18 protein-coding genes are annotated in these 26,192 nt (G+C 64.3%); 12 read left to right on the forward strand and 6 right to left on the reverse strand.

Translation table 11 applies throughout. The annotated features are described in order from the left end of the window. Positions 1–49 precede the first annotated feature (49 nt). From rluB to truB, 6 genes are all read left to right on the forward strand, one after another. Positions 50–1,804: a 23S rRNA pseudouridine(2605) synthase RluB gene (gene rluB, locus B7G54_RS09525; RefSeq protein ID WP_085038881.1), complete on the forward strand. Its 1,755-nt coding sequence runs from the start codon at positions 50–52 to the stop codon at positions 1,802–1,804. A 437-nt stretch (positions 1,805–2,241) separates the two neighbouring features. Next, a complete protein-coding gene (gene rimP / locus B7G54_RS09530; RefSeq protein WP_014897219.1) occupies positions 2,242–2,700 on the forward strand; it encodes a ribosome maturation factor RimP in 459 nt (152 codons plus the stop codon). Further along, the gene (gene nusA, locus B7G54_RS09535; RefSeq protein ID WP_085038882.1) at positions 2,700–4,175 is read left to right on the forward strand and encodes a transcription termination factor NusA; all 1,476 of its coding nucleotides are present in this window, start codon (positions 2,700–2,702) and stop codon (positions 4,173–4,175) included. The genes rimP and nusA overlap by 1 nt, the downstream gene beginning before the upstream one ends. 91 nt (positions 4,176–4,266) lie before the next feature. Beyond that, positions 4,267–7,185 carry a translation initiation factor IF-2 gene (gene infB, locus B7G54_RS09540; RefSeq protein ID WP_085038883.1) on the forward strand — a complete coding sequence of 973 codons (2,919 nt, stop codon included), beginning with the start codon at positions 4,267–4,269 and terminating at the stop codon, positions 7,183–7,185. Positions 7,186–7,299: 114 nt separating this feature from the next. Next, positions 7,300–7,698: a 30S ribosome-binding factor RbfA gene (gene rbfA / locus B7G54_RS09545; protein ID WP_085038884.1), complete on the forward strand. Its 399-nt coding sequence runs from the start codon at positions 7,300–7,302 to the stop codon at positions 7,696–7,698. A 13-nt stretch (positions 7,699–7,711) separates the two neighbouring features. After that, complete coding sequence (gene truB / locus B7G54_RS09550) at positions 7,712–8,644, forward strand: tRNA pseudouridine(55) synthase TruB (RefSeq protein WP_085038885.1); 933 nt, start codon at positions 7,712–7,714, stop codon at positions 8,642–8,644. 84 nt (positions 8,645–8,728) lie between these two features. Here truB and B7G54_RS09555 read toward each other — a convergent pair whose 3' ends face one another. From B7G54_RS09555 to B7G54_RS09570, 4 genes are all read right to left on the reverse strand, one after another. Continuing rightward, positions 8,729–10,288 carry a DHA2 family efflux MFS transporter permease subunit gene (locus B7G54_RS09555; protein ID WP_085038886.1) on the reverse strand — a complete coding sequence of 520 codons (1,560 nt, stop codon included), beginning with the start codon at positions 10,286–10,288 and terminating at the stop codon, positions 8,729–8,731. Positions 10,289–10,316: 28 nt separating this feature from the next. Beyond that, positions 10,317–11,537: an HlyD/EmrA/EmrK family protein gene (locus B7G54_RS09560; RefSeq protein ID WP_085038887.1), complete on the reverse strand. Its 1,221-nt coding sequence runs from the start codon at positions 11,535–11,537 to the stop codon at positions 10,317–10,319. Positions 11,538–11,589: 52 nt separating this feature from the next. Continuing rightward, positions 11,590–13,086, reverse strand: a complete 1,497-nt coding sequence (locus B7G54_RS09565; RefSeq protein ID WP_085038888.1) for an efflux transporter outer membrane subunit — start codon at positions 13,084–13,086, stop codon at positions 11,590–11,592. Positions 13,087–13,173: 87 nt separating this feature from the next. Continuing rightward, positions 13,174–13,665, reverse strand: coding sequence for a MarR family winged helix-turn-helix transcriptional regulator (locus B7G54_RS09570; RefSeq protein WP_085038889.1), 492 nt, complete (start codon positions 13,663–13,665; stop codon positions 13,174–13,176). 326 nt (positions 13,666–13,991) lie between these two features. Here B7G54_RS09570 and typA point away from each other — a divergent pair, with 326 nt between their 5' ends. From typA to B7G54_RS09605, 6 genes are all read left to right on the forward strand, one after another. Next, the gene (typA, locus tag B7G54_RS09575) at positions 13,992–15,818 is read left to right on the forward strand and encodes a translational GTPase TypA (protein ID WP_039358989.1); all 1,827 of its coding nucleotides are present in this window, start codon (positions 13,992–13,994) and stop codon (positions 15,816–15,818) included. A gap of 318 nt (positions 15,819–16,136) precedes the next feature. Continuing rightward, positions 16,137–19,001, forward strand: coding sequence for a 2-oxoglutarate dehydrogenase E1 component (locus tag B7G54_RS09585; RefSeq protein WP_085038891.1), 2,865 nt, complete (start codon positions 16,137–16,139; stop codon positions 18,999–19,001). Positions 19,002–19,136: 135 nt separating this feature from the next. Continuing rightward, positions 19,137–20,414 carry a 2-oxoglutarate dehydrogenase complex dihydrolipoyllysine-residue succinyltransferase gene (gene odhB / locus B7G54_RS09590; protein ID WP_085038892.1) on the forward strand — a complete coding sequence of 426 codons (1,278 nt, stop codon included), beginning with the start codon at positions 19,137–19,139 and terminating at the stop codon, positions 20,412–20,414. A gap of 81 nt (positions 20,415–20,495) precedes the next feature. Continuing rightward, complete coding sequence (lpdA, locus tag B7G54_RS09595; RefSeq protein WP_085038893.1) at positions 20,496–21,926, forward strand: dihydrolipoyl dehydrogenase; 1,431 nt, start codon at positions 20,496–20,498, stop codon at positions 21,924–21,926. Positions 21,927–22,024: 98 nt separating this feature from the next. Next, positions 22,025–23,122, forward strand: a complete 1,098-nt coding sequence (zapE, locus tag B7G54_RS09600; RefSeq protein WP_085038894.1) for a cell division protein ZapE — start codon at positions 22,025–22,027, stop codon at positions 23,120–23,122. Between the two features lie 144 nt (positions 23,123–23,266). Further along, positions 23,267–23,677 carry a transposase gene (locus B7G54_RS09605; protein WP_085038895.1) on the forward strand — a complete coding sequence of 137 codons (411 nt, stop codon included), beginning with the start codon at positions 23,267–23,269 and terminating at the stop codon, positions 23,675–23,677. 103 nt (positions 23,678–23,780) lie between these two features. On the opposite strand, the gene B7G54_RS09610 is transcribed toward B7G54_RS09605, so the two are convergent. Together B7G54_RS09610 and B7G54_RS09615 are read right to left on the reverse strand one after the other, a co-directional pair. Continuing rightward, positions 23,781–24,242, reverse strand: coding sequence for a DUF2147 domain-containing protein (locus B7G54_RS09610; RefSeq protein ID WP_085038896.1), 462 nt, complete (start codon positions 24,240–24,242; stop codon positions 23,781–23,783). 165 nt (positions 24,243–24,407) lie between these two features. Beyond that, the gene (locus B7G54_RS09615; RefSeq protein ID WP_085038897.1) at positions 24,408–26,093 is read right to left on the reverse strand and encodes a ShlB/FhaC/HecB family hemolysin secretion/activation protein; all 1,686 of its coding nucleotides are present in this window, start codon (positions 26,091–26,093) and stop codon (positions 24,408–24,410) included. Positions 26,094–26,192: the final 99 nt, after the last annotated feature.

The following is a 26,192-nucleotide window of genomic DNA, read 5'->3' on the forward strand; positions in this document are numbered from 1 at the left end:
TTCTTGCCGCGCCCGCGCCGGGCGCGAGACCTGACATTTTGAGGTTGTTTTGACAGATATCCACGATATTGAATCGTCCGCGCCTGCCGTGCAGGCAGCGCGTGCCGACGATGCACCGGAGCAGGGCGCTCCGGCCGAGGGTGGCGACGAGCGTCCCCGCCGCGGTCTGCGGCGAGGCCCGCGCAGCCTGATCGCGCGGCGTCGCGCGGCGGCCAAGTCGAAGGGCGCCGAAGGCGAGCCGCAAGGCGGCGAAGGCACTGACGTGCAGGCGCCCGAGGCTGCCGAAGCGCAACCGGCACGTGCACCGCGCAAGGAAGGTGCGGCCAAGGGCGGTCGCAAGCCGGCCGCCAAGCGCGAAGGCGCGGCCAAGGGTGCCCAGGGCGGCCAAAGCCGCCGCGGCGGCGCACCGAAGGTTGAAGGCGGCCCGGCGAAGGCGGAAGGCGATGCGTCCGAGGACGAACTGTTCGCATACGTGACGTCGCCGGCATTTGACGCGGACAACTCCGCAGGCGGTAGCGGCGTGCGTGCACCGATGCTGCGTCGCGGCCGCAACCAGCCGGCGAACAAGCGCGTGCTGTCGCCGGACGACGACGCGCCGAAGCTCCACAAGGTGCTGGCGGAAGCGGGCATGGGCTCGCGCCGCGAAATGGAAGAGCTGATCGTCGCCGGCCGCGTGTCGGTGAACGGAGAGCCGGCGCACATCGGCCAGCGCATCATGCCGACCGACCAGGTGCGAATCAACGGCAAGCCGGTCAAGCGCAAGCTGCCGAACAAGCCGCCGCGCGTGCTGCTGTACCACAAGCCGACGGGCGAGATCGTCAGCCACGCGGATCCGGAAGGCCGTCCGTCGGTGTTCGACCGCCTGCCGCCGATGAAAACGGCGAAATGGCTCGCGGTGGGCCGCCTCGACTTCAATACCGAAGGTCTGCTGATGCTGACGACTTCGGGCGACCTCGCAAACCGCTTCATGCATCCGCGCTACAGCGTCGAGCGCGAGTACGCGGTGCGCGTCGTCGGCGAGCTGGCCGAAGGCATGCGGCAAAAGCTGCTGCACGGCGTCGAGCTCGATGACGGCCCGGCGAACTTCCTGCGCATCCGCGACGGTGGCGGCGAGGGTACGAACCACTGGTATCACGTCGCGCTGGCCGAGGGCCGCAACCGCGAAGTGCGCCGGATGTTCGAGGCGGTCGGCCTGATGGTGAGCCGCCTGATCCGTACGCGTCACGGCCCGATTCCGCTGCCGCGCGGTTTGAAGCGCGGCCGCTGGGAGGAACTCGACGATGCGGAAGTGCGCAAGCTGATGGCGACCGTCGGCCTGAAGGCGCCGTCCGAGGAGAAGGGCAAGCGCGGCGGTGCCGGCCAGGCCGAGCGTCGCCAGCCCGATCCGATGCAGACGTCGATGGGCTTCATCGGCCGGGAGCCGGTGCTGACGACGCACGGGCAGCTGGATCAGCCGCGTCGCGGCGGCGGTCGCCGTGGCGGGCCGGGCCTGCCGGGCCTGAGTGGCTACGGCAGCCTGCCGGTCGCGCCGTCGGGCTACGGTAATCGCGCCGGCGGCGGCCGAGATGGCAACCGTGCTGGCGGTGGGCGCGATGGCAATCGCGCTGGTGGTGGTCGTGGCGATGTCGACGGCAACCGCGCGTCGTATGGCGCTGGCCCCAAGCGCGACGGTGCGGGTCCCAAGCGCGGCGGCAGCAAGGGCGGCAACCGCAACCCGAACGGCAATCGTGCCGAGGGCGCCGGCAGCAGCGGCGGCCCGCGCGGCGGCCAGCGCCCGCAGCGCAGCCGCACGCGCAGCCGCTGAGCGTCAGGCATGCGGCGGCGTAAAGCCGCCGGCGTGCCGGCCGGTCTTGTCGGCGCGACGCATTGCGTTGATTGCCTTCGATCGTATATATGTCGTTCGGCGCTGCGTGGCCACCGGCATAACCGATCCCCGGCGTGTCACGATGGCGCCGGTTGATCGTGCAGCCCGATTTCGCATTTTGGGTCCGTAAAGGCAGGGGCACGCTGCTTTTACCGGCTGGCTTGGCGTTTGCGCCAAAAATCGCTATAATCGCGGAGTCGCTGGGCGTACGGATTCAATGTGCGGCTCAGGTGCGACCACCAGTAAGAAGATGGGCGTTCCGCCCATTTTTTTTTGCTGAAACGGTTAGGCATCTCGGGTAGCGCTTCCTGCGCCGGCTAAGGCGCGCGCCCGCGGGTGAATCGCGAGCGGCGGGCGCGAACACCTGAGAGGACACAGTGCAACTGACGGAACTGATAGAAACCACGGTCACCGGGCTCGGCTACGAGCTGGTGGATCTCGAGCGCACCGGGCGCGGCATGCTTTGCATCTATATCGATCAGCCTGCCGGCATCTCGCTCGAAGATTGCGAAAAGGTCACGCGTCAGCTCCAGCACGTCTTGACGGTCGAAAACATCGATTACGAACGGCTCGAAGTCTCGTCCCCGGGGCTCGACCGCCCGTTGAAGAAGCTGGCCGACTTCGAGCGCTTCGCTGGCAGCGAAGTTTCCGTGACCTTGAAAAAGCCGCTGGACGGGCGCAAGACGTACCGGGGCATTCTGCACGCGCCGAATGGCGAAACGATCGGTTTGGAATTTGAGAGGAAGAAGGGCGAGGCGGCCATGCTGGATTTCACGCTGGCCGATATCGACAAAGCCCGCCTGATTCCGCAAGTTGACTTTAGGAGCCGCAAATAATGAGTCGCGAAGTGTTGATGCTGGTGGATGCGCTGGCGCGCGAGAAAAACGTCGACAAGGATGTGGTGCTGGGCGCCCTCGAGGCTGCGCTCGCGTCCGCTTCCAAGAAGCTGTTCGACGAAGGCGCCGAAATTCGCGTCCATATCGATCGCGAAAGCGGCGAGCACGAAACCTTCCGTCGCTGGCTCGTCGTTCCCGACGAGGCAGGCTTGCAGGAGCCGGATCGTGAGATCCTGCTGTTCGAAGCACGTGAGCAGAATGCCGACGTCGAAGTCGGCGAGTATGTCGAGGAACCCGTTCCGTCGATCGAGTTCGGTCGCATCGGCGCGCAGGCCGCGAAGCAGGTGATCCTGCAGAAGGTGCGCGACGCCGAGCGCGAGCAGATCCTGAACGACTACCTCGAGCGTGGTGAAAAGATCATGACGGGTACGGTGAAGCGCCTCGACAAGGGCAACTTCATCGTCGAATCGGGCCGTGTCGAGGCGCTGCTGCGCCGCGATCAGCTGATCCCGAAGGAAAACCTGCGCGTGGGCGACCGCGTGCGCGCGTACATCGCGAAGGTCGACCGCACCGCGCGCGGCCCGCAGATCGAGCTGTCGCGTACGGCGCCCGAGTTCCTGATGAAGCTGTTCGAGATGGAAGTGCCGGAAATCGAGCAGGGCCTGCTCGAGATCAAGGCGGCCGCCCGCGATCCGGGCGTGCGCGCGAAGATCGGCGTCATCGCGTATGACAAGCGGATCGATCCGATCGGCACCTGCGTCGGCATCCGCGGTTCCCGCGTGCAGGCCGTGCGCAACGAGCTCGGTGGCGAAAACATCGACATCGTGCTATGGTCGGAGGATCCCGCCCAGTTCGTGATCGGCGCGCTCGCGCCGGCAGCTGTCCAGTCGATTGTCGTCGATGAAGAAAAGCACTCGATGGACGTCGTCGTCGACGAGAACGAGCTGGCTGTCGCGATCGGCCGCAGCGGTCAGAACGTTCGCCTTGCAGGCGAACTGACCGGCTGGCAGATCAACATCATGACGCCGGACGAATCCGCCCTGAAGCAGGGTGAAGAGCGCGACCGGCTGCGTGCGCTGTTCATGGCGCGTCTCGACGTCGACGAAGAAGTTGCCGACATCCTGATTGACGAAGGCTTCACGAGCCTGGAAGAGATCGCCTACGTGCCGCTCAACGAAATGCTTGAAATCGAGGCGTTCGACGAGGATACCGTGCACGAACTGCGCAATCGCGCACGCGACGCGCTGTTGACGATGGCGATCGCGAACGAAGAAAAGGTCGAGAACGCAGCGCTGGATCTCAAGAGCCTCGACGGCATCACGCCGGAGCTGCTCGCGAAGCTGGCCGAACACGGCGTGCAGACGCGCGACGATCTCGCCGAGCTGGCTGTGGATGAACTGGTCGACATGACCGGGATGGAAGAGGATGCCGCTAAGGCGTTGATCATGAAAGCACGTGAACACTGGTTCCAGTGAGAAATGACCATGGCGCACTGATTTGATGGCGGCCGTATGGCCTGACCCGATGCTAACCGCAAGGAATCGGTCCTTGCACTAAGAGGAATGAATGGCGAGTAACAACGTAGCCCAATTTGCCGCGGAACTGAAAATGCCTGCTGGTGTGCTGCTCGAACAGCTGCAGGCAGCGGGCGTCCAGAAAGCGAGTGAAGACGATGCGCTGTCCGAAACGGACAAGGCGCGTCTGCTCGATCATTTGCGCAAGTCGCACGGCGCAACCGACGGCGACAAGCGCAAGATCACGCTGACCCGCAAGCATACGTCGGAGATCAAGCAATCTGACGCGACGGGCAAGGCTCGCACCATTCAGGTCGAGGTCCGCAAGAAGCGTACGTTCGTCAAGCGCGACGACGTGAGCGAGGGTGCGGAACAGGGTCAGGCGCAGGTCGCCGAAGCGGACGACGATGCAGAACTGAAGCGTCGCGAGGAAGAGGCGCGCCGCGAGGCCGAGCTGCTCGAGAAGCAGGCGCAGGAACTGCGCGAGCGTCAGGAACGCCTCGAGCGCGAGGAAGCAGAGCGCCGCGCCCGCGAGGAAGCGGCTGAAGCCGAGCGCCGTCGCGCCGAGGAAGAGGCCGCGGCGAAGCGTGTCGCGGCCGAAGCTGCGGCAGCACAGCAGCAGGCAGCCGCGCAGCAGGCCGCTGCAGCCGAACAGGAAGTGGCAAGCACGCAGTCCGCGCAGGACGAAGCACGCGCAGCCGCCGAACGTGCGGCGCAGCGCGAAGCGGCGAAGAAGGCTGAAGACGCTGCCCGCGAGGCGGCGGACAAGGCGCGCGCCGAGCAGGAAGAGATCAGCAAGCGTCGTGCGGCGGCAGAAGCCGAAGCGCGTGCGATTCGCGAAATGATGAACACGCCGCGCAAGGCCGTGGTCAAGGCAGTCGAGCCGCCGAAGCCGGTCGAGCCGCCGAAGCCGGCCGAAGCGAAGGGCACGCTGCACAAGCCGGCAAAGCCGGAAGGTGCGCAGGCGCGTCCGGCCGTGAAGAAGCCGGCCGGTGCAGCACCGGCAACGACGCAAGCGCCGGCAGGCGCGGGCGATCGCAACAAGAAGCCGGGCGCAGGCAAGGGCGGCTGGCAGGACGACGCGTCGAAGCGTCGCGGTATCAAGACGCGCGGCGATTCGAGCGGCGGCGTCGACCGCGGCTGGCGCGGCGGCCCGAAGGGTCGCGGCCGTCACCAGGACAGCGCATCGTCGTTCCAGGCGCCGACCGAGCCGATCGTCCGTGAAGTGCACGTGCCGGAAACCGTGTCGGTTGCCGATCTCGCGCACAAGATGTCGATCAAGGCCTCCGAAGTCATCAAGGTGATGATGAAGATGGGCCAGATGGTCACGATCAACCAGGTGCTGGACCAGGAAACGGCGATGATCGTCGTCGAGGAACTGGGCCACCGCGCGGTTGCCGCGAAGCTGGACGATCCGGAAGCGCTGCTCGTCGAAGGCGAAACCGGTACCGATGCGGAGCAACTGCCGCGTCCGCCGGTCGTCACGGTGATGGGTCACGTCGACCACGGCAAGACCTCGCTGCTCGACTACATCCGCCGCGCGAAGGTTGCCGCAGGCGAAGCGGGCGGCATTACGCAGCATATCGGCGCCTATCACGTCGATACGCCGCGTGGCGTCATCACGTTCCTCGATACACCGGGTCACGAAGCGTTCACGGCAATGCGTGCACGCGGCGCGAAGGCGACCGACATCGTGGTGCTGGTGGTGGCGGCTGACGACGGCGTGATGCCGCAGACGAAGGAAGCCATCGCTCACGCGAAGGCGGGTGGCGTGCCGATCGTCGTCGCGATCAACAAGATCGACAAGCCGGATGCGAACACCGACCGCGTCAAGCAGGAACTGGTCGCGGAAGGCGTCGTGCCGGAAGAATACGGTGGCGATTCGCCGTTCGTGCCGGTGTCGGCAAAGACGGGCGCGGGCATCGACGATCTGCTCGAGAACGTGCTGCTGCAAGCCGAAGTGCTGGAATTGAAGGCGCCGATCGAAGCACCGGCCAAGGGCATCGTGATCGAAGCGAAGCTCGACAAGGGCAAGGGCCCGGTCGCGACGATCCTCGTGCAGTCCGGTACGCTGAACCGCGGCGATATCGTGCTGGCGGGTACGGCCTACGGCCGCGTGCGCGCGATGCTCGACGAGAACGGCAAGCCGACGAAGGAAGCCGGCCCGTCGATCCCGGTCGAAATCCAGGGTCTGTCGGAAGTGCCGGGTGCGGGCGAGGAAGTGATCGTGCTGCCGGACGAGCGCAAGGCGCGTGAAATCGCGCTGTTCCGTCAGGGCAAGTTCCGCGACGTGAAGCTTGCGAAGCAGCAGGCCGCGAAGCTGGAAAGCATGCTCGAGCAGATGGGCGAAGGCGAAGTGCAGAACCTGCCGCTCATCATCAAGGCGGACGTGCAGGGCTCGCAGGAAGCACTCGTGCAGTCGCTGCTCAAGCTGTCGACCGACGAAGTGCGCGTGCAGATCGTGCACAGCGCGGTTGGCGGCATCAGCGAAAACGACGTCAACCTCGCAACGGCATCGAAGGCGGTCATCATCGGCTTCAACACGCGTGCGGATGCACAGGCGCGCAAGCTGGCCGAGTCGAATGGCATCGATATCCGCTACTACAACATCATCTACGACGCCGTGGATGAGGTGAAGGCGGCAATGTCGGGCATGCTGGCGCCGGAGAAGCGCGAAGTCATCACCGGTATGGTCGAGGTGCGCCAGGTCTTCAAGGTGCCGAAGGTTGGCACGGTTGCAGGCTGTATGGTCACGGACGGTATCGTCAAGCGCTCGTCGTCGGTTCGCGTGCTGCGCAACAACGTCGTGATCTTCACGGGCGAACTCGAATCGCTGAAGCGCTTCAAGGACGACGTGAAGGAAGTGAAGCAAGGCTTCGAGTGCGGTATGTCGGTGAAGAATTTCAACGACGTCGTCGAAGGCGACCAGTTCGAAGTCTTCGAAGTGACCGAAGTCGCGCGTACGCTGTAACCCTCGCGCATCGGCTCATGGGCGGGGCAGGCTTGGGCCTGTCCCGCCCATTTTCATGGTGGCGTGCCAACACTGGCCGCCGCTTTATCCTGATAAACGGATCACGGATCGATCATGTCCAGGAAACGTACTTCCCCGAATCGCAACGTGCAGATCGCTGACCAGATTCAGCGCGATCTGTCTGAACTCATCATGCGCGAGGTCAAGGATCCGCGCATCGGCATCGTGACCATCCAGAGCGTGGAACTCACGCCGGATTACGCACATGCGAAGGTCTACTTCACCGCGCTGACCGGCGATCCGGCCAAGACGCAGGAAGCGCTGAACCACGCGTCGGGTCACTTGCACAACCTGTTGTTCAAGCGCCTGCACATCCATACGGTGCCGACGTTGCATTTCCACTACGACCAGACGATCGAGAAGGCCGTGGAGATGTCGCGCCTGATCAAGGAAGCGAACTCGACGCGTGCCAAGGACGACGACGAGACCGACGCAGCCACCAAGGACGACTGAGCTCGACCGGCCTATGACGACTGCAGCATCCCAACGTCCGCGCGTGCCTCGTCGCGTGCTGGACGGCGTCCTCCTGCTCGACAAGCCGGTCGGCCTGTCGAGCAACGACGCGCTGATTCGCGCGAAGCGCCTGCTGCTCGCGAAGAAAGCCGGTCACACCGGCACGCTCGATCCGCTGGCTTCGGGCCTGCTGCCGCTGTGCTTCGGCGAGGCGACGAAGTTCTCGCAGGATCTGCTCGAAGCAGACAAGACCTACGAAGCGACAATGCGTCTCGGCCAGCGTACGGCCACCGGCGACGCGGAAGGCGATGTGATCGACACGCGGCCCGTCGAATGCGACCGCGCGGCGGTGGCAGCCGCGCTCGTGCGCTTCACCGGCGAAATCGTGCAGGTGCCGCCGATGTATTCGGCGCTCAAGCGCGATGGCAAGCCGCTGTACGAATATGCGCGCGCGGGGCAAACCGTCGAGCGCGAGGGCCGCAACGTGACGATCCTCGCGCTCGACCTGCTCGCGTGCGACCTGCCGAACGTGACGTTTCGCGTGACCTGCAGCAAGGGCACTTACGTGCGAACGCTGGCGGAGGATATCGGCGAGGCGCTCGGTTGCGGTGCGCATCTGACGATGCTGCGTCGCACGGGTGTCGGTGCGCTGACGCTCGAGCACGCGGTGACGCTCGATGCGCTGTCCGATGCCGACGAAGCGTCGCGCGATGCGTGGCTCCAGCCGGTCGACGCGCTGCTGTCGACGTTTCCGCTGGTTCGTCTCGATGAAACCAGCGCGAAGCGGTTCCTGCACGGCCAGCGTCTGCCGCTGTCGGCGCTTGGCGCGATCGATGCGGTCGAAGGCGAGCGTGTGCGCGTCTACGACGCGACTCGGCTGCTCGGCGTGGCCCGCAAGGCGAACGGCGTACTGGCGCCGGAGCGGCTCGTCGTCACGGCTGCCTGACGCAGGCGCGCGAACGCGCGCCCTTCGGTATAAAAAAGCCCGGTCGATGCGACCGGGCTTTTTGTTTGCCTTCAGGCTGCGTGCTCAGTGTGCAGCCGATGCTGCGGCACCTGCATCGCCGCCGCCCGAGCGCTCGGGCTTCGTGATCCAGATCAGCCCGATCAGCAGCACGAAGATCGCCGCCGAGATGTAGAACAGGTCGTTCACCCCGAGTTGTGCGGCCTGCTGCGTGGCCAGGTTGTTGATCAGCCCGTGCGCCTGGTCCGGCGTCAGCCCGAGGTTGCCCATCTGCGTGACGGCCTGGTTGAACGTCGGGTTGTAGACATTCGTCTGCTCGACCAGCTGCGCGTGATGGAAGTTGTTGCGATGGTCCCAAGCCGTCTGGAAGATCGACGTGCCGATGCCGCCGCACATGATCCGCACGAAGTTCGACAGGCCCGACGCCGCGGGAATGCGGTGGCCAGGCAGGCCGGACAGCGTGATCGATACCAGCGGGATGAAGAATCCGGCCATTGCGATGCCTTGCACGAGCGTCGGCAGCGTCAGCGACCATTCGTCGACACCCGTCGTATAGCGCGAGCGCATCCAGAAGCACAGCGCAAACGTCAGGAACGACGCCGTCGAGATAAAGCGCGGATCGGTGCGTGGCAGGTACTTCCCGGTGAGTGGCGACAGCAGGATGGCGAACAGCCCGACCGGCGCCATCACGAGGCCGGCGTCGGTCGCGGTGTAGCCGATCTGCGTCTGCAGCCACAGCGGCAGCAGCACGAGGTTGCCGAAGTACAGGCCGTACCCGATCGACAGCGCAACCGTGCCGCCGGTGAAGTTCCGCATGCGGAACAGCGACAGGTCGACCACCGGGTGCTCGGCGGTCAGTTCCCAGATGACGAAGAACGCGAACGCAATGACGGCGGTCAGCGCGAGCACGATGATGGTTGTCGACGCGAACCAGTCGAGATCCTTGCCCTTGTCGAGCATGATCTGCAGCGAGCCGACCCAGATGACCAGCAGTGCGAGGCCCACGCCGTCGATCGGCGCGCGGCGCACGGCCGACTCCCGATTGCGGTAGATCGCCCACGTCGCGGCGGCGGCGGCGATGCCGACCGGGATGTTGACGTAGAAGATCCACGGCCACGAGTAGTTGTCCGAGATCCAGCCGCCGAGGATCGGGCCGGCAACGGGCGCGATCAGCGTCGTCATCGCCCATAGCGCGAGCGCCATTGGCGCCTTGGCGCGCGGATAGCTCGACAGCAGGAGCGCTTGAGACAGCGGAATCATCGGGCCCGCAACCGCGCCTTGCAGCACGCGCGACGCAAGCAGGAACGGCAGGGTGGGCGAGAGCCCGCACATCCACGACGAAATCACGAACAGGATGATCGACGCGAGGAACAGGCGCACCTGCCCGAAGCGGTCGGTCAGCCAGCCGGTCAGCGGCACGGAGATCGCGTTCGCGACCGCGAACGACGTGATGACCCACGTGCCCTGGTCGGACGACACGCCGAGGTCGCCCGAGATGGTCGGGATCGCGACGTTCGCGATGGACGTGTCGAGCACGTTCATGAACACCGCGAGCGATACCGCGATCGTCCCGATCACGAGCTGCCCGCCCTGCAAGGGCGGGTGAGAGACAGGAGCCTGTGCCATGTCGGTTGTCTTTCCGGAGTCGGAACGGTTACATCATCTTCGCGGCGGCGTTCGACTTCGCCGCGGCCGGTGCCGATGCCGATGCGTTACCGCCTGCGTTCTCGGCGATGACGCGGGCGATTTCGGCGTCGGCTTCGTCGCCGTACTTCGCGAACACGTTGGTCTCGTAGACGGTATTCGGCGCGTTCACGAGCTGGTCGCCGCGTTCGTCCTTGATGTCCACATCGACCTGCATCGACAGGCCGATGCGCAGCGGATGCTTGTCGAGATCCTTCGGATCGAGTTCGATCCGTACCGGCAGGCGCTGCACGACCTTGATCCAGTTACCCGTCGCGTTCTGCGCGGGCAGCAGCGAGAACGCCGAGCCGGTACCGGCCGAGAAGCCCACCACCTTGCCGTGGTACACCGCCGACGAGCCGTAGATGTCGGCCGTCAGTTCGACCGGCTGGCCGATACGCATGTGCTTGAGCTGAACTTCCTTGAAGTTCGCATCGACCCACACCGCGTTCAGCGGCACCACCGACATCAGCGGCGTACCCGGCGACACGCGCTGGCCGACCTGCACCGAGCGCTTCGCGACATAGCCGGTGACCGGCGCGGGCAGCACGTTACGCGCGTTCGCCAGGTACGCGTCGCGAACCTTCGCGGCCGCGGCCATCACGTTCGGGTGCGAGGCGATCGTCGTGTTCGCGGTCAGCGCGCGGTTCGACGCGAGCTGCTGCTGCGAGGCATCGAGCGATGCCTGGGCGGCGCGAACGGCGTCGCGTGCGTGCGAGATTTCTTCCTGCGACACGGCGCCCGTCTGCGCGACGGCCATGCGGCGGCGGAGATCGTCCTCGGCCTTCGACAGGTCGGACTGGCGCAGCGCAACTTGCGCGCGGTACTGGTCGTCGTTGACGAACAGGCCGCGTACCTGGCGCACCGTCTGTGCGAGATTGGCTTCGGCCTGCTGCAGCGCGACCTGCGAGTCGGCCGGATCGAGAACGACGAGCGGATCGCCGGCCTTGACCGTCTGCGTATCGTCGGCCTTCACTGCGATCACGGTGCCGGTGACTTGCGGCGTGATCTGCACGACGTTGCCGTTCACGTACGCGTCATCGGTCCCTTCATGGAAGCGGGCGACGAGGAAGTAGTACAGGCCATACGCAATGGCCGCGATCACGATGACCGCGACGAGCAGCGTCATCATCCGTTTGCGCTTGCCGTTGTTCTGCGGCTGTGCGCTGGCGGCGTTTTGTTGGTCGCTCATGGCGATTTTCTCCGTCCGTTATTTCGAGTGTCTGCGTAGTGGTGGCGCCGGATCAGTTGGCGGCCTGTTTTGTCGGCTTGTCGGCATCGGGCGCGGCGAGCGGCGTACCGGTCGCGTCGAACCCGCCACCCAGCGCCTTGATCAGTGCAAGCTGCATGTCGCGGCGGCGCATCTTCAGGTTGATCACCGTCTGCTCCGATGCGAGGCGGTTGCTGTCCGCAGTCAGCACCTGCAACTGCGGCGACAGGCCGGCCTTGTAGCGGATGACCGCGAGGTCATAGGCGCGCGTCGATGCGTCGAGTGCGCGTTGCGCATCGCCCATCTGGCGATCGACCGCGCGGATCGACGCGACCTGCGTCGCGACGTCGTTCAGCGCACTGATCAGCGTCTGGTTGTAGTTCGCCACCGACAGGTCGAAGTCCGCGTAGCGGCCCTTGAGTTGCGCGCGCAGCGCGCCGGCGTCGAAAATCGGCAGGTGGACCGCCGGGCCGAACTGCGCCTGCCGGCTCGCGAAGTTCAGGAATTTGCCCCAGCCGAACGCATCGAAGCCGAAGCCGGCCGCGAGGTTCACGTCGGGATAGAACTCCGCCTTCGCTTCCTTCACGTCGTGCATTGCGGCTTCGACCTGCCAGCGCGCGGCGACGATGTCGGGGCGGCGCGAGACGAGATCGGCCGGCAGGTTGCCGGGCAGTGCGACTTCGCCGGTCGGGTTCATCACGGGTGCCGCGATCTGCAGCCCGCGATCCGGACCCTTGCCGAGCAGCGCCGCGAGCTGGTAGCGCACCGTCGTGATCTGACCGTCGAGATCGGAGCGCGAAGCCTGGGTCGTCGCGATGTTGCCGCGGGCCGTCTGGCGTTCGACGTTGGTGTCGAGGCCGGCCGACACGCGGCCGTCGGTGATCTTGCCGACCGTCTCGCGGTTGGTGATCTCGCGCTGGGCGATATCGCGCAGCGCATAGAGTTGTGCGAGCGAGTTGTAGGTGCGTGCGACCGACGATGCGAGCGTGATGCGTGCCTGCTGCATGTCGGCTTCGGCCGCCTTTTCCTGCGACACGGCGGTGCGCAGGCGTTCGCGGTTCTTGCCCCACAGGTCGAGTTCCCACGACGCGCTTGCGAGCACGTTGTTCTCGCTATACCACTGGCCGCCGTACGGGGGCGGGAACAGCGCGTTCGACGAATACAGCTCGCGCGTCCACGAATAGCTGGCCTCCGCCTTCGGCATCAGGTTCGAACGCGACGATTCGATGTACGACGACGCCTTCGCGATGCGCGCCTGCGCCTGCGCGATCGACGGATTGCCCTGCAGGGCCTCGTCGATCAGCTTCGGCAGCTGCGGGTCGCCGAACTGGCTGGCCCAGTCGAGCGCCGGCCACTGGCCGCCCTCGGCCGGCAGGCTCTGGGCGGATTCGAATTGCGACGCGGGGGCGATTTGCTTGTCGCTCTTGATGCCGATGTAGTTCGCGCAGCCCGCCAGCGCCAGTGCGGCGACCGCAGCGGCGACGGCGGCGCGGCACGACCCGGCGCGCACGGACAACGGGGAGGATTTCATCGCGCTGATCCCTGACTCGGAATGAATGATGGACACTGCAAGGATTTCCTTACATTAATCTGTCAAAAGTAATTGTTATGGCAACTATTACGTGATGCTGCCGCCGGCGGTCTCGCAGTAGTTGCTGAGAATGCGGCGCAGCATGCTCTTCAGGAACCCGACTTCTTCCGGCGTAAACCCGTCCAGTACCTGGTCGAGCACGCTGCGGAAAATGGGCGGCAGCCGTTCGGCGAGCGCACGGCCTTCGTCGGTCAGCTCGAGGCGCACGACACGCCGATCCTCGATGCTGCGGACGCGGGACAGCAGGCCGCGTTTCTCGACCCGGTCGAGCAGGCGCGTGACCGCGCTCGCGTCGATCCCGTACTCGCGCGCGAGCTCGGCGGCCGTCGAGCACTTGCCGACCGCGATCATGAACAGCATGCTTGCCTGCGTGCCCGTGATCCCCAGCTCTTCCTGCGTGCGTTGCGTGACGAGGTTGGTCATCACCGACTTCACGCGCGACATCAGATAACCGACGCTGTCGTTCATCTGATACGAAGACAGCGGCGAAACGGGCGGGTGGGTAGAAGAATCCGACATAAAACCCTGAAGCTGCAATAGTTGACTAGGCAGCATTGTAGGCGCAGTTGCTTGCCGCGGCAAATGTTAATCGAACGGCAAAGGGCGCGCTTCGCGCCACAAAAATCCCTGATCCCTATAAGGTTTTTGAGCGCGCCGGAGAAGGGGGCTTCGACCGATTGGCGTGTTCCAGGGGAGGGCGTGCCGGCCGCCTTGTTCCATTGCAACCTGCCCGTCAGCTCTCGACACGCCCACGTGCTATAATTTGTGGCTTTCCAAGCTGCAATGCGCGCGCCCGTGAAAAACGAGCGGGCGCTTTTGCGCGTTCAAACGATTTCCAGGTTTCTATGACCCGCGCCCTTCGCAATATCGCCATCATCGCCCACGTCGACCACGGCAAGACTACGCTCGTCGACCAACTGCTTCGCCAGTCCGGCACCTTCCGCGAGAACCAGCAGATTGCGGAGCGGGTGATGGACTCGAACGACATCGAAAAAGAGCGCGGGATCACGATTCTCGCGAAGAACTGCGCGGTCGAGTACGAAGGCACGCACATCAACATCGTCGACACGCCGGGGCACGCGGACTTCGGCGGCGAGGTGGAGCGCGTGCTGTCGATGGTCGACTCGGTGCTGCTGCTCGTCGACGCGGTCGAGGGCCCGATGCCGCAGACCCGCTTCGTCACGAAGAAGGCGCTCGCGCTCGGCCTGAAGCCGATCGTCATCGTCAACAAGATCGATCGCCCGGGTGCGCGGATCGACTGGGTCATCAACCAGACCTTCGACCTGTTCGACAAGCTCGGCGCAACCGAAGAGCAGCTCGACTTCCCGATCGTCTACGCATCGGGCCTGAACGGCTATGCGTCGCTCGACCCGGCTGCGCGCGAAGGCGACATGCGCCCGCTGTTCGAAGCAGTCCTCGAGCACGTGCCGGTCCGTCCGGCGGATCCGGACGCGCCGCTGCAGCTGCAGATTACGTCGCTCGACTATTCGACGTACGTCGGCCGGATTGGCGTCGGCCGCATCACGCGCGGTCGCATCAAGCCGGGCCAGCCGGTCGCGATGCGCTTCGGCCCGGAAGGCGACGTGCTGAATCGCAAGATCAACCAGGTGCTGTCGTTCACGGGCCTCGAGCGCGTGCAGGTCGAATCGGCCGAAGCGGGCGACATCGTGCTGATCAACGGTATTGAAGACGTGGGCATCGGCGCAACGATCTGCGCGGTGGATACGCCGGAAGCGCTGCCGATGATCACCGTCGACGAGCCGACGCTGACGATGAACTTCCTCGTCAACTCGTCGCCGCTCGCCGGCCGCGAAGGCAAGTTCGTCACGAGCCGCCAGATCCGCGACCGCCTGATGAAGGAACTGAACCACAACGTCGCGCTGCGCGTGAAGGACACCGGCGACGAAACGGTGTTCGAAGTGTCGGGCCGCGGCGAACTGCACCTGACGATTCTCGTCGAGAACATGCGTCGTGAAGGCTACGAACTGGCCGTGTCGCGTCCGCGCGTCGTGATGCAGGAAATCGACGGCGTGCGGCACGAGCCGTACGAGCTGCTGACCGTCGACGTCGAGGACGAGCACCAGGGTGGCGTGATGGAAGAGCTCGGCCGCCGCAAGGGCGAGATGCTCGACATGGCGTCGGACGGCCGCGGCCGCACGCGTCTGGAATACAAGATCTCGGCGCGTGGCCTGATCGGCTTCCAGAGCGAATTCCTGACGCTCACGCGCGGCACGGGCCTGATGAGCCACATCTTCGACTCGTACGCACCGGTCAAGGACGGCTCGGTCTTCGAGCGCCGCAACGGCGTGCTGATCTCGCAGGACGACGGCGCGGCAGTGGCGTACGCGCTGTGGAAGCTGCAGGATCGCGGCCGCATGTTCGTGAAGCCGGGCGACGCGCTGTATGAGGGCATGATCATCGGCATTCACAGCCGCGACAACGACCTGGTCGTGAACCCGATCAAGGGCAAGCAGCTGACCAACGTGCGTGCGTCGGGTACCGACGAAGCCGTGCGTCTCGTGCCGCCGGTCCAGATGTCGCTCGAATACGCGGTCGAATTCATCGACGACGACGAGCTCGTCGAAGTGACGCCGCAGTCGATCCGCCTGCGCAAGCGCTTCCTGAAGGAGCACGAGCGTCGCCGCGCGAGCCGCGAAGGCGCGGTCGACTAAGCGTTTCGACTGTTCGCTGCATCACGGAAAAGGCTGCCTGCGGGCAGCCTTTTTTGTATCTGCGCGATGTGCAATCGGGTTGTCTGCAAAACACTGTTCCTGCGGGTCGTGGCAATCCGGCAAAACCCCGTCGTGCGGTGCTTTCGGGCGCATTTCACCGTGAACTTCGGTATCGGTTCTGTGATATGCTGCGCGCACGCAAGTTTTAGGTCCTTCCAAGCAAGACTTGATTCGCAATCCGCTAAACGGTCAGGCCGTGTCGCGGAAGGTTGAGTAACCCGCTATTTCTCGAGAAGCTCGAAGAAAGGTGAGCGTAAAATGTCAGATGTAATGAAGCAGTTTCAGCTGAACTCCTATCTGTTCGGCGGCAATGCTTCGTACGTTGAAGAACTGTACGATGCATACCTCAACAATCCGGCATCGGTGCCGGAGAACTGGCGAGAGTATTTCGACGCGCTGCAGAATGTGCCTGCAACGGACGGTTCGAATGCCAATGACGTCGCCCATTTCCCGATCGTCGAATCGTTCGCCGAGCGTGCGAAGGCCAATGCCTTCATCCCGCGCGAAAGCACCAGCAATCTCGCGACCGCACGCAAGCAGGTTCACGTTCAGTCGCTCATCAGCGCCTACCGCTTCCTCGGCTCGCAATGGGCCAATCTCGATCCCCTGAAGCGTCGCGAACGTCCCGCCATTCCCGAACTCGAACCCGCGTTCTACGACTTCTCCGAAGGCGACCTCGACCAGACGTACAGCGCAAGCAACCTGTACTTCGGTTTCGACCAGGCTTCGCTGCGTGACATCGTCAAGGGTCTGCGCGACACGTACTGCGGCACGATCGGCGCCGAGTACATGTACATCAGCGATCCGGAACAGAAGCGCTGGTGGCAGGAGCGCCTGGAGTCGACCCGTGCGACGCCGGCATTCTCGATCGACAAGAAGAAGCACATCCTGAATCGCCTGACGGCAGCGGAAGGCCTCGAGCGCTATCTGCATACCAAGTACGTCGGCCAGAAGCGCTTCTCGCTCGAAGGCGGCGAAAGCTTCATCGCGGCGATGGACGAAGTCGTCCAGCACGCAGGCAAGAGCGGCGTGCAGGAAATCATCATCGGCATGGCCCACCGAGGCCGTCTGAACGTGCTGGTCAACACGCTGGGCAAGATGCCGGCCGACCTGTTCGCCGAATTCGAAGGCAAGCACGTCGACGATCTGCCGGCCGGTGACGTGAAGTACCACAAGGGCTTCTCGTCGGACGTGTCGACGGAAGGCGGCCCGGTTCACCTGTCGCTCGCATTCAACCCGTCGCACCTCGAAATCGTGAACCCGGTGGTCGAAGGGTCCGCGAAGGCGCGGATGGATCGTCGCGGCGACGAAGACGGCCTGCAGGTGCTGCCGGTGCAGATCCACGGCGACGCGGCCTTCGCAGGCCAGGGCGTCGTGATGGAAACGCTGAACCTCGCGCAGACGCGCGGCTACGGCACGCACGGCACGCTGCACATCGTCATCAACAACCAGATCGGCTTCACGACGTCCGACCCGCGCGATGCGCGCTCGACGCTGTACTGTACCGACGTCGTCAAGATGATCGAGGCGCCGGTGCTGCACGTGAACGGCGACGATCCGGAAGCCGTCGTGCTCGCGATCCAGATCGCGATCGACTACCGGATGCAGTTCCACAAGGATGTCGTGATCGACATCGTCTGCTTCCGCAAGCTGGGCCACAACGAGCAGGACACGCCGGCGGTCACGCAGCCGCTGATGTACAAGAAGATCGCACAGCACCCGGGCACCCGCGCGCTGTACGCCGAGAAGCTCGTGCAGCAGGGTGTGATCACCGCGGAAGACGCCGACAACTACGTGAAGGCGTACCGCAAGGCGATGGACGACGGTCACCACACGGTCGACCCGGTCCTGTCGAACTACAAGAGCAAGTACGCGGTCGACTGGGTTCCGTTCCTGAACCGCAAGTGGACGGATGCAGCCGACACGGCCGTGCCGCTCGCAGAACTGAAGCGCCTCGGCGAACGCATCACGACGGTCCCGGAAAACTTCAAGGTCCACCCGCTCGTCGAGCGCGTGATCAACGACCGCCGCAACATGGCGCGTGGCGACCAGCCGCTCGACTGGGGCATGGGCGAACACCTCGCGTTCGCGTCGCTCGTCGCATCGGGCTACTCGGTGCGTCTGACGGGCCAGGACTCGGGCCGCGGCACGTTCACGCATCGTCACGCGGTGCTGCACGACCAGAACCGCGAGCGCTGGAATGACGGCACGTACGTGCCGCTGCAGAACATCGCTGAAGGCCAGGCGAAGTTCACGGTGATCGACTCGGTGCTGTCGGAAGAAGCCGTGCTGGGCTTCGAATACGGTTACTCGACCGCCGAGCCGAACACGCTCGTGCTGTGGGAAGCGCAGTTCGGCGACTTCGTCAACGGTGCGCAGGTCGTGATCGACCAGTTCATCTCGTCGGGCGAAGTGAAGTGGGGCCGCGTGTCGGGTCTGACGATGCTGCTGCCGCACGGCTACGAAGGGCAGGGTCCGGAACACTCGTCCACGCGGATCGAGCGTTTCCTGCAACTGTGCGCGGATCACAACATGCAGGTCGTCCAGCCGACGACGCCGGCGCAGATTTTCCACCTGCTGCGTCGCCAGATGATCCGCCTGTTCCGCAAGCCGCTGATCGTCGCAACGCCGAAGTCGCTGCTGCGCCACAAGGAAGCGGTGTCGGACCTGTCGGAACTCGCGAAGGGTTCGTTCCAGCCGGTGCTGGGCGAAACCGACGGCGGTATCGACGCGAAGAAGGTCAAGCGCGTGCTGGCATGCTCGGGCCGCGTGTATTACGACCTCGTCGCCCATCGCCGCGAAGCGAAGGCGAACGACGTCGCGATCATCCGTATCGAGCAGCTGTATCCGTTCGCGCACAAGCAGTTCGAAGCCGAAATGAAGAAGTACGAGAACGCGACTGAAGTGGTCTGGGTGCAGGACGAGCCGCAGAACCAGGGCCCCTGGTTCTACGTCGAGCACCATCTGAAGGAAGGCATGAAGGAAGGGCAGAAGCTGGCATACAGCGGCCGTCCGGCTTCGGCCTCGCCGGCGGTTGGCTACTACGCGAAGCACTACGAGCAGCAGAAGGCCCTGATCGAAGGGGCATTCGGCCGCCTGAAGAGCGCATCGATCGCGAAATAACCGACGGAAGCGAAACGGGAAGGCGCCATGCGCTTTCCCGTCTCTTTTGGCCCGCCGGGCGCGTTGCGCGCCGCACCGGCCGAAAGAATCGCACGAACCTCGTCATTACCCAGATTAAGCATCCAGGAAAATCACATGGCTATCGTAGAAGTCAAAGTCCCCCAGCTTTCGGAGTCGGTTTCGGAAGCCACCATGCTGCAGTGGAAGAAGAAGCCGGGCGAAGCAGTCGCTCAAGACGAAATCCTGATCGAACTCGAGACCGACAAGGTCGTGCTCGAAGTGCCGGCGCCGGCTGCGGGCGTGCTCGCGCAAGTGCTGCAGAACGACGGTGACACGGTGGTTGCCGATCAGCTGATCGCGACGATCGACACCGAAGCGAAGGCAGGTGCTGCCGAAGCAGCGGCAGGTGCCGCTGAAGTCAAGCCGGCAGCAGCGCCTGCCGCAGCCGCACCGGCCGCACAGCCGGCTGCCGCGACGGCATCGAGCTCGGCCGCCGCATCGCCGGCCGCAGCGAAGCTGCTGGCCGAGAAGGGCCTGTCGACGGGCGACGTCGCAGGTTCGGGCCGCGACGGCCGCGTCACGAAGGGCGACGCGCTGGCCGCAGGCAGCGCACCGAAGGCGGCTCCGGCCGCCGCACCGGCGAAGGCCGCCGCCGCGAAGCCGGCGCTGCCGGAAGTGAAGGTGCCGGCGTCGGCAGCGACGTGGCTGAACGACCGTCCGGAACAGCGCGTGCCGATGTCGCGCCTGCGTGCGCGTATCGCCGAGCGCCTGCTCGAATCGCAGCAGACCAACGCGATCCTGACGACGTTCAACGAAGTGAACATGGCTCCGGTCATGGAGCTGCGCAACAAGTACAAGGACAAGTTCGAGAAGGAACATGGCGTGAAGCTCGGCTTCATGTCGTTCTTCGTGAAGGCGGCCGTGCACGCGCTGAAGAAGTTCCCGCTCGTGAACGCGTCGATCGACGGTAACGACATCGTCTATCACGGCTACTTCGACATCGGTATCGCGGTCGGTTCGCCGCGCGGCCTCGTCGTGCCGATCCTGCGCAACGCGGATCAACTGAGCCTCGCCGAGATCGAGAAGAAGATCGCCGAATTCGGCCAGAAGGCGAAGGACGGCAAGCTGTCGATCGAGGAAATGACGGGCGGTACGTTCTCGATCTCGAACGGCGGCGTGTTCGGCTCGATGCTGTCGACCCCGATCATCAACCCGCCGCAGTCGGCCATCCTCGGCGTGCACGCGACGAAGGAGCGTCCGGTCGTCGAAAACGGCCAGATCGTGATCCGCCCGATCAACTACCTCGCGCTGTCGTACGACCACCGCATCATCGACGGCCGCGAAGCCGTGCTGTCGCTCGTCGCGATGAAGGATGCGCTGGAAGATCCGGCACGTCTGCTGCTCGACCTGTAAGCCGAGTCTCACTGCATCGACCCGTTCCGCCGGTTCGCGCCCACGCGCGAACCGGCGGGCGTACAAGTAGAAAGGATTGTCATGTCCAAGGAATTTGACGTCGTCGTGATCGGCGCCGGCCCCGGCGGCTACATCGCCGCGATTCGCGCCGCGCAGCTCGGCAAGACCGTTGCCTGTATCGAAAAGTGGAAGAACCCGGCCGGCGCGCTGAAGCTCGGCGGCACCTGCCTGAACGTCGGCTGCATTCCGTCGAAGGCGCTGCTCGCGTCGTCGGAAGAGTTCGAGAACACGTCGCACCACCTGGCCGACCACGGCATCACCGTCGACGGCGTGAAGATCGACGTCGCGAAGATGCTCGGCCGCAAGGACGCGATCGTCGAGAAGATGACGAGCGGGATCGAGTTCCTGTTCAAGAAGAACAAGATCACCTGGCTGAAGGGCCACGGCAAGTTCACCGGCAAGACGGACGCCGGCGTGCAGATCGAAGTGAGCGGCGAGGGTGAAACCGAAGTCGTCACCGCGAAGAACGTGATCATCGCGACGGGCTCGAAGGCGCGTCACCTGCCGGGCATCCCGGTCGACAACAAGATCGTGTCGGACAACGAAGGTGCGCTGACGTTCGACGCGGTGCCGAAGAAGCTCGCCGTGATCGGCGCAGGCGTGATCGGCCTCGAGCTCGGCTCGGTGTGGCGCCGCCTGGGTGCCGAAGTGACGGTGCTCGAAGCGCTGCCGGCATTCCTCGGCGCAGCCGACGAAGCGCTCGCGAAGGAAGCGGCCAAGCTGTTCAAGAAGCAGGGCCTCGACATCCATCTCGGCGTGAAGATCGGCGAAGTGAAGACGACCGCGAACGGCGTGTCGATCGCCTACACGGACAAGGACGGCAACGCGCAGACGCTCGACGCCGACCGCCTGATCGTGTCGGTCGGCCGCGTGCCGAACACCGACAACCTCGGCCTCGAGGCAATCGGCCTGAAGGCGAACGAGCGTGGCTTCATCGACGTGGACGACCACTGCCGTACGGCGGTGCCGAACGTGTACGCGATCGGCGACGTGGTGCGCGGCCCGATGCTCGCGCACAAGGCGGAAGACGAAGGCGTGCTGGTCGCGGAAGTGATCGACGGCCAGAAGCCGCACATCGACTACAACTGCATTCCGTGGGTGATCTACACGTACCCGGAAATCGCATGGGTCGGCAAGACGGAGCAGCAGCTGAAGGCGGAAGGCCGCGAGATCAAGTCGGGCAAGTTCCCGTTCTCGATCAACGGCCGCGCGCTCGGCATGAACGCGCCGGACGGCTTCGTGAAGATGATCGCGGATGCGAAGACCGACGAACTGCTCGGCGTGCACGTGATCGCGGCGAACGCGTCGGACCTGATCGCGGAAGCCGTGGTGGCGATGGAATTCAAGGCGGCGTCGGAAGACATCGCCCGCATCTGCCATCCGCACCCGTCGATGTCGGAAGTGATGCGCGAAGCGGCGCTCGCCGTCGACAAGCGCTCGCTGAACAGCTGAGCACGGTATAGCGCCTGCCGGCCGCCGGCCGGCGCAGCCGTCTCATGACGAAGGCGGGCGGGGTTTCCCGCCCGCCTTCGTTTTTTCCGGTTTGCCCGATGAACGTCACCGAATACTACACGCGCGAACTGACCACGCGCGGCTATCAGTCCGATCCCGCGCAGCGCGCGGCCGTCGACCGCCTGCAGCAATGTTTCGACGAGTGGGTCGAGTACAAGGCGCGCCGCTCGAACGCATTCAAGAAGCTCATCAATCATCCTGACCTCCCGCGCGGCGTCTACATGTGGGGCGGCGTCGGTCGCGGCAAGAGCTTCCTGATGGACAGCTTTTACGCCGTCGTGCCCGTGCAGCGCAAGACGCGCCTGCATTTCCACGAATTCATGCGCGAAGTACACCGCGAGCTCGAGGAGTTGAAAGGGCAGGCCGATCCGCTCGACGAACTCGCACGGCGCATCGCGAAGCGCTACCGGCTGATCTGCTTCGACGAGTTCCACGTGTCGGACATCGCCGATGCGATGATCCTGTATCGTCTGCTCGACCGCCTGTTCAACAACGGCGTGCAGTTCGTGATGACGTCCAACTACGATCCCGACGACCTGTATCCGGACGGCCTGCACCGCGACCGCATGCTGCCCGCGATCGCGCTGATCAAGGCCAAGCTCGATGTGCTCAACGTCGATGCGGGCGTCGATTATCGCCAGCGCACGCTCGCACAGGTGAAGATGTATCACACGCCGCTCGGCGCGGACACCGATCGCGAACTGCGGCATGCATTCGCGAAACTCGCCGCGGTACCCGACGAAAGCCCGCTCCTGCATATCGAGAAGCGCGAGCTGAAGGCGCTGCGCAAGGCGGACGGCGTCGTATGGTTCGACTTCGCGACGCTGTGCGGCGGCCCGCGTTCGCAGAACGACTATCTCGAACTCGCGAGCCGCTTCCACGCGATCGTGCTGTCCGAGGTGCCGCAGATGTCGCCGCGGATGGCGTCCGAGGCGCGCCGCTTCACGTGGCTCATCGACGTACTGTACGACCACAAGGTCAAGCTGCTGATGTCCGCGGCGGTGCCGGCGGAGCAGTTGTACGTTGAAGGCCCGATGGCCAACGAGTTTGCACGTACGGTCTCGCGAATCGTCGAGATGCAATCGAAGGAATATATCGAAACGCCGCGCCGCATCGTCGATACGTCGCTGACCTGAATGCGATTTCCGGCAATTGATGGGATTCAAACGTCAATTCCGGTCAAATTGAGGTGATCTCGGGGTATTTTCGGATTTGTCTTATATTCATTGTTGAGGTGAGCCGATATCGTTGTGTCATGGTTACTAAGGCTGGAGATGTCCATGACACCGTATCGCGATCTGACCGACCACGAGTGGCGCTGTGTCGCGCCGCTTCTGCCCGAAATGCAGCCGCGCACCGAGTTGCGCGGCCGGCCATTGGCCAATACGCGTGCCGTCCTGAACGGCGTGCTCTGGGTGATCTACAGTGGCGCGACATGGTCGGCCATGCCGCGCCGTTACCCTTCGTACCAAACGTGCCATCGACGCTTCAAGGTCTGGCACGAGAGGGGTACGCTGATGAGTATCATGCGTGAACTCTATGGCGACGCAGGCGTGAAGCTGTGCAACGAATTGTCCACGCGGATGCGCAAGCACACGCAATCGAAGGCAGCGGAAGCGCGTAGCAATGTGGCGCCCGCGTATCGCGCACCTGGCAGCTATGCGCCGGACACGCTGAAGCATGCAGCGTGATGTCCGTCAGTTCCAGCTACGCACGCACCAAAAGAAAATCGGCCTGACGACTTCGTCGCAGGCCGATTTTTTCATTGAGCCGCGCGTTTAAGCGCGAGCCGCATTATTGCTGGCGAACCCAGGTCTGCGAACGACCGAGCAGCGACACGCCGATATAACCGCGCACGACGAGTTTCTGGCCGCCGTCTTCAAGCGTCATCTTGCACTTGTAGACCTTGCCGTTCTCCGGGTCGAGAATGTTGCCGCCGTCCCAGTGGTCGCCTTCCTTCTTCATTGCCTTGATGATCGTCATGCCCTTGATGAGCTGATCCTTGCGTTCGTCCGTGCAGGCGCTGCAGCGGCGGTCAGGCGTATCGTTCGCACCGAGGCCCTTGACGACCTTGCCGGTCAGCGCACCGTCGCCGTCTTCGGAGATCTGCACGAGTGCCTTCGGCTGATGGGTGTTGTCATCGATCGTCTGCCACATGCCGATGGGGCTGTCTGCTTGTGCGAGCGTGGGAGCGGCGCAAGCGAGCAGTGCGCCGGCGACGGCGATTGCACGCAACGGGCGGGTCAGTTGAAACATTGTCGTCCTCCTTGTTTTACATGTCGTGTCGATTTGCTCGCACGACCGTCTGCATGGGGCGGGCATGTTGCGAGCTTCGCCAGAATACGTGAAACCGCGCGCCACGTTTGATAGAGGGGACTCTAATCAAAACAGCCCGCGTGGCGCGGGCTGTTTGGTGACCGATCAGTTGAGCTGATACGAGAATGCGGCGTTGATGCGCGGGCTGCGTGATGCGCTTTCGACGGGCGCGTCACCCACCGGTTTCGCGACGTTCAGGTCGAGGCTGTAGAAGCGGCTGTCCGTGAAACGCACGCCGATGCCGACCGACGACATGCGGTTCGGCGACGGCGTGCCGGCGTGCAGGTACACACGCGCCATGTCGTAGGCGATGTACGGCGTAACGGATTTCATATACGTCCAGCCCGGCGTGAAGCCACGGTTGATCTCCAGCGACATCCCCCATCCCGAGTCACCCGACGCTTCGCCCGGCTGATAACCGAGCGCGTAGCGCGTCGAGCCGAATGAGATCTGCTCGGACGTCGGCAGCGAGTCGGGGCTGTATTGCCCGGTGAGCGAAACCGATGTGCCGATCCGGAACGGCCATTCGTTGGTTTGCGTGAAGGTCGCGCCGGTACGGACGAAGGTCAGCGAAGTCGGGTCGGCATAGGTCGTCGTGGTGCCGCCATTCGTGCCGATTTGCGATTTCGATGCGCCGAGAATGTCGAATGCCTTGGCGACGTTGATGCTGAGCTTTCGCACCTGTTTCGGCTGGACGTTGGTGTAGTCAAGCTGCAGTTGCAGCACGCGAACCTGTGACCGGTTGTTGAGGGTCGCTCCGTTGATCTGGTTCTGGTAATTGTCCTCGTTGTGCGCCGCGTAGCCCGACACAGTGCCGAGCAGGCTGCGCTGGTTGTTCAGCAGTATCGGATAGGATGCCGAAAGACCAAGTTTCTCGTTCTTGACCGTGCGCTGCACGTACGACGGCAGCCCCGGATTGTCAGTCGGCTTGCCGCGATAGGTGCTCGCGTCGAGGCGCGTGATCAGGCCGCTGCTGCCGACGGGTACCGCGCCGCTGAATGCGAAATAAGTCTGCTTGTCTCGCCCCGGCGGCGCCAGCGCGGAAATACTCAGTTGCTCGCCGAACGACGTGAGGCCGTTTTCGGTCGCGGTGATGAGGCCCTGGACGCCCGGGTGGTTGAAGTCGATACCGGTGCTGACGTTGAACGGCTTGCGGTCGACCGCGAGTTCGAGCGTCGTGGCACCGTCGGTGGTTTGCGGCGGCGGTACGTTCGCCTTTACCGTGAGGCCGGGCAACAGGCCGAACGTGTTCACGTAGCGTTCGAACGTCGCGCGGCGCAGCGGGCGATCGGCAGTGATATGCGCGGCGATCGCACGAATCTTCGATTCCATCGCACCGGGCTTGCCGGTGACCTTGACGTCCGATACATAGCCTTCGACAACCGTGATGCGTACGACGCCGTTCTCGAAGGTCTGCGCGGGAATGAACGCGAACGACAGTGCGTAGCCGCGATCCTGGTACAGCTTCGTCACGCCGTTGGCGGTTTCGATCAGTTCGCCGATCGTGATGTCCTTGCCGACGAGAGGGGTGAAGCGACGCGAGATTTCCTCGAACGGCACGGACTTCACGCCTTCGACCTGGAAGGTGGTCGGCGTCAGGTGGCGCGACAGCAACTCCTGCAATTGCGGCGCTTGCGGTGCGACCTGCACGGTCACGTTCGGGCCGGTTTTCGGCGCGTTGATCTGGGGCAGGGAGTCGAGCGGGTTACCCCCGACGCGCGTTTGTGCATGTGCCGTGCCTGCTGCCGCGATGGCGAGCAGCATCATCCATCTATCGAGTCTGGATTTCATTGTTCTTCCTCGTTGGCCTTGCTTTTCGTCTTCTTTGTAATGCCGGCGCGCGACACCAGGGTGCCGCGCGCCGCGTACCGCAATGCCGGTTGTGTTTGT

This window comes from Burkholderia puraquae (genome assembly GCF_002099195.1).
GTDB classification, from domain to species: domain Bacteria; phylum Pseudomonadota; class Gammaproteobacteria; order Burkholderiales; family Burkholderiaceae; genus Burkholderia; species Burkholderia puraquae.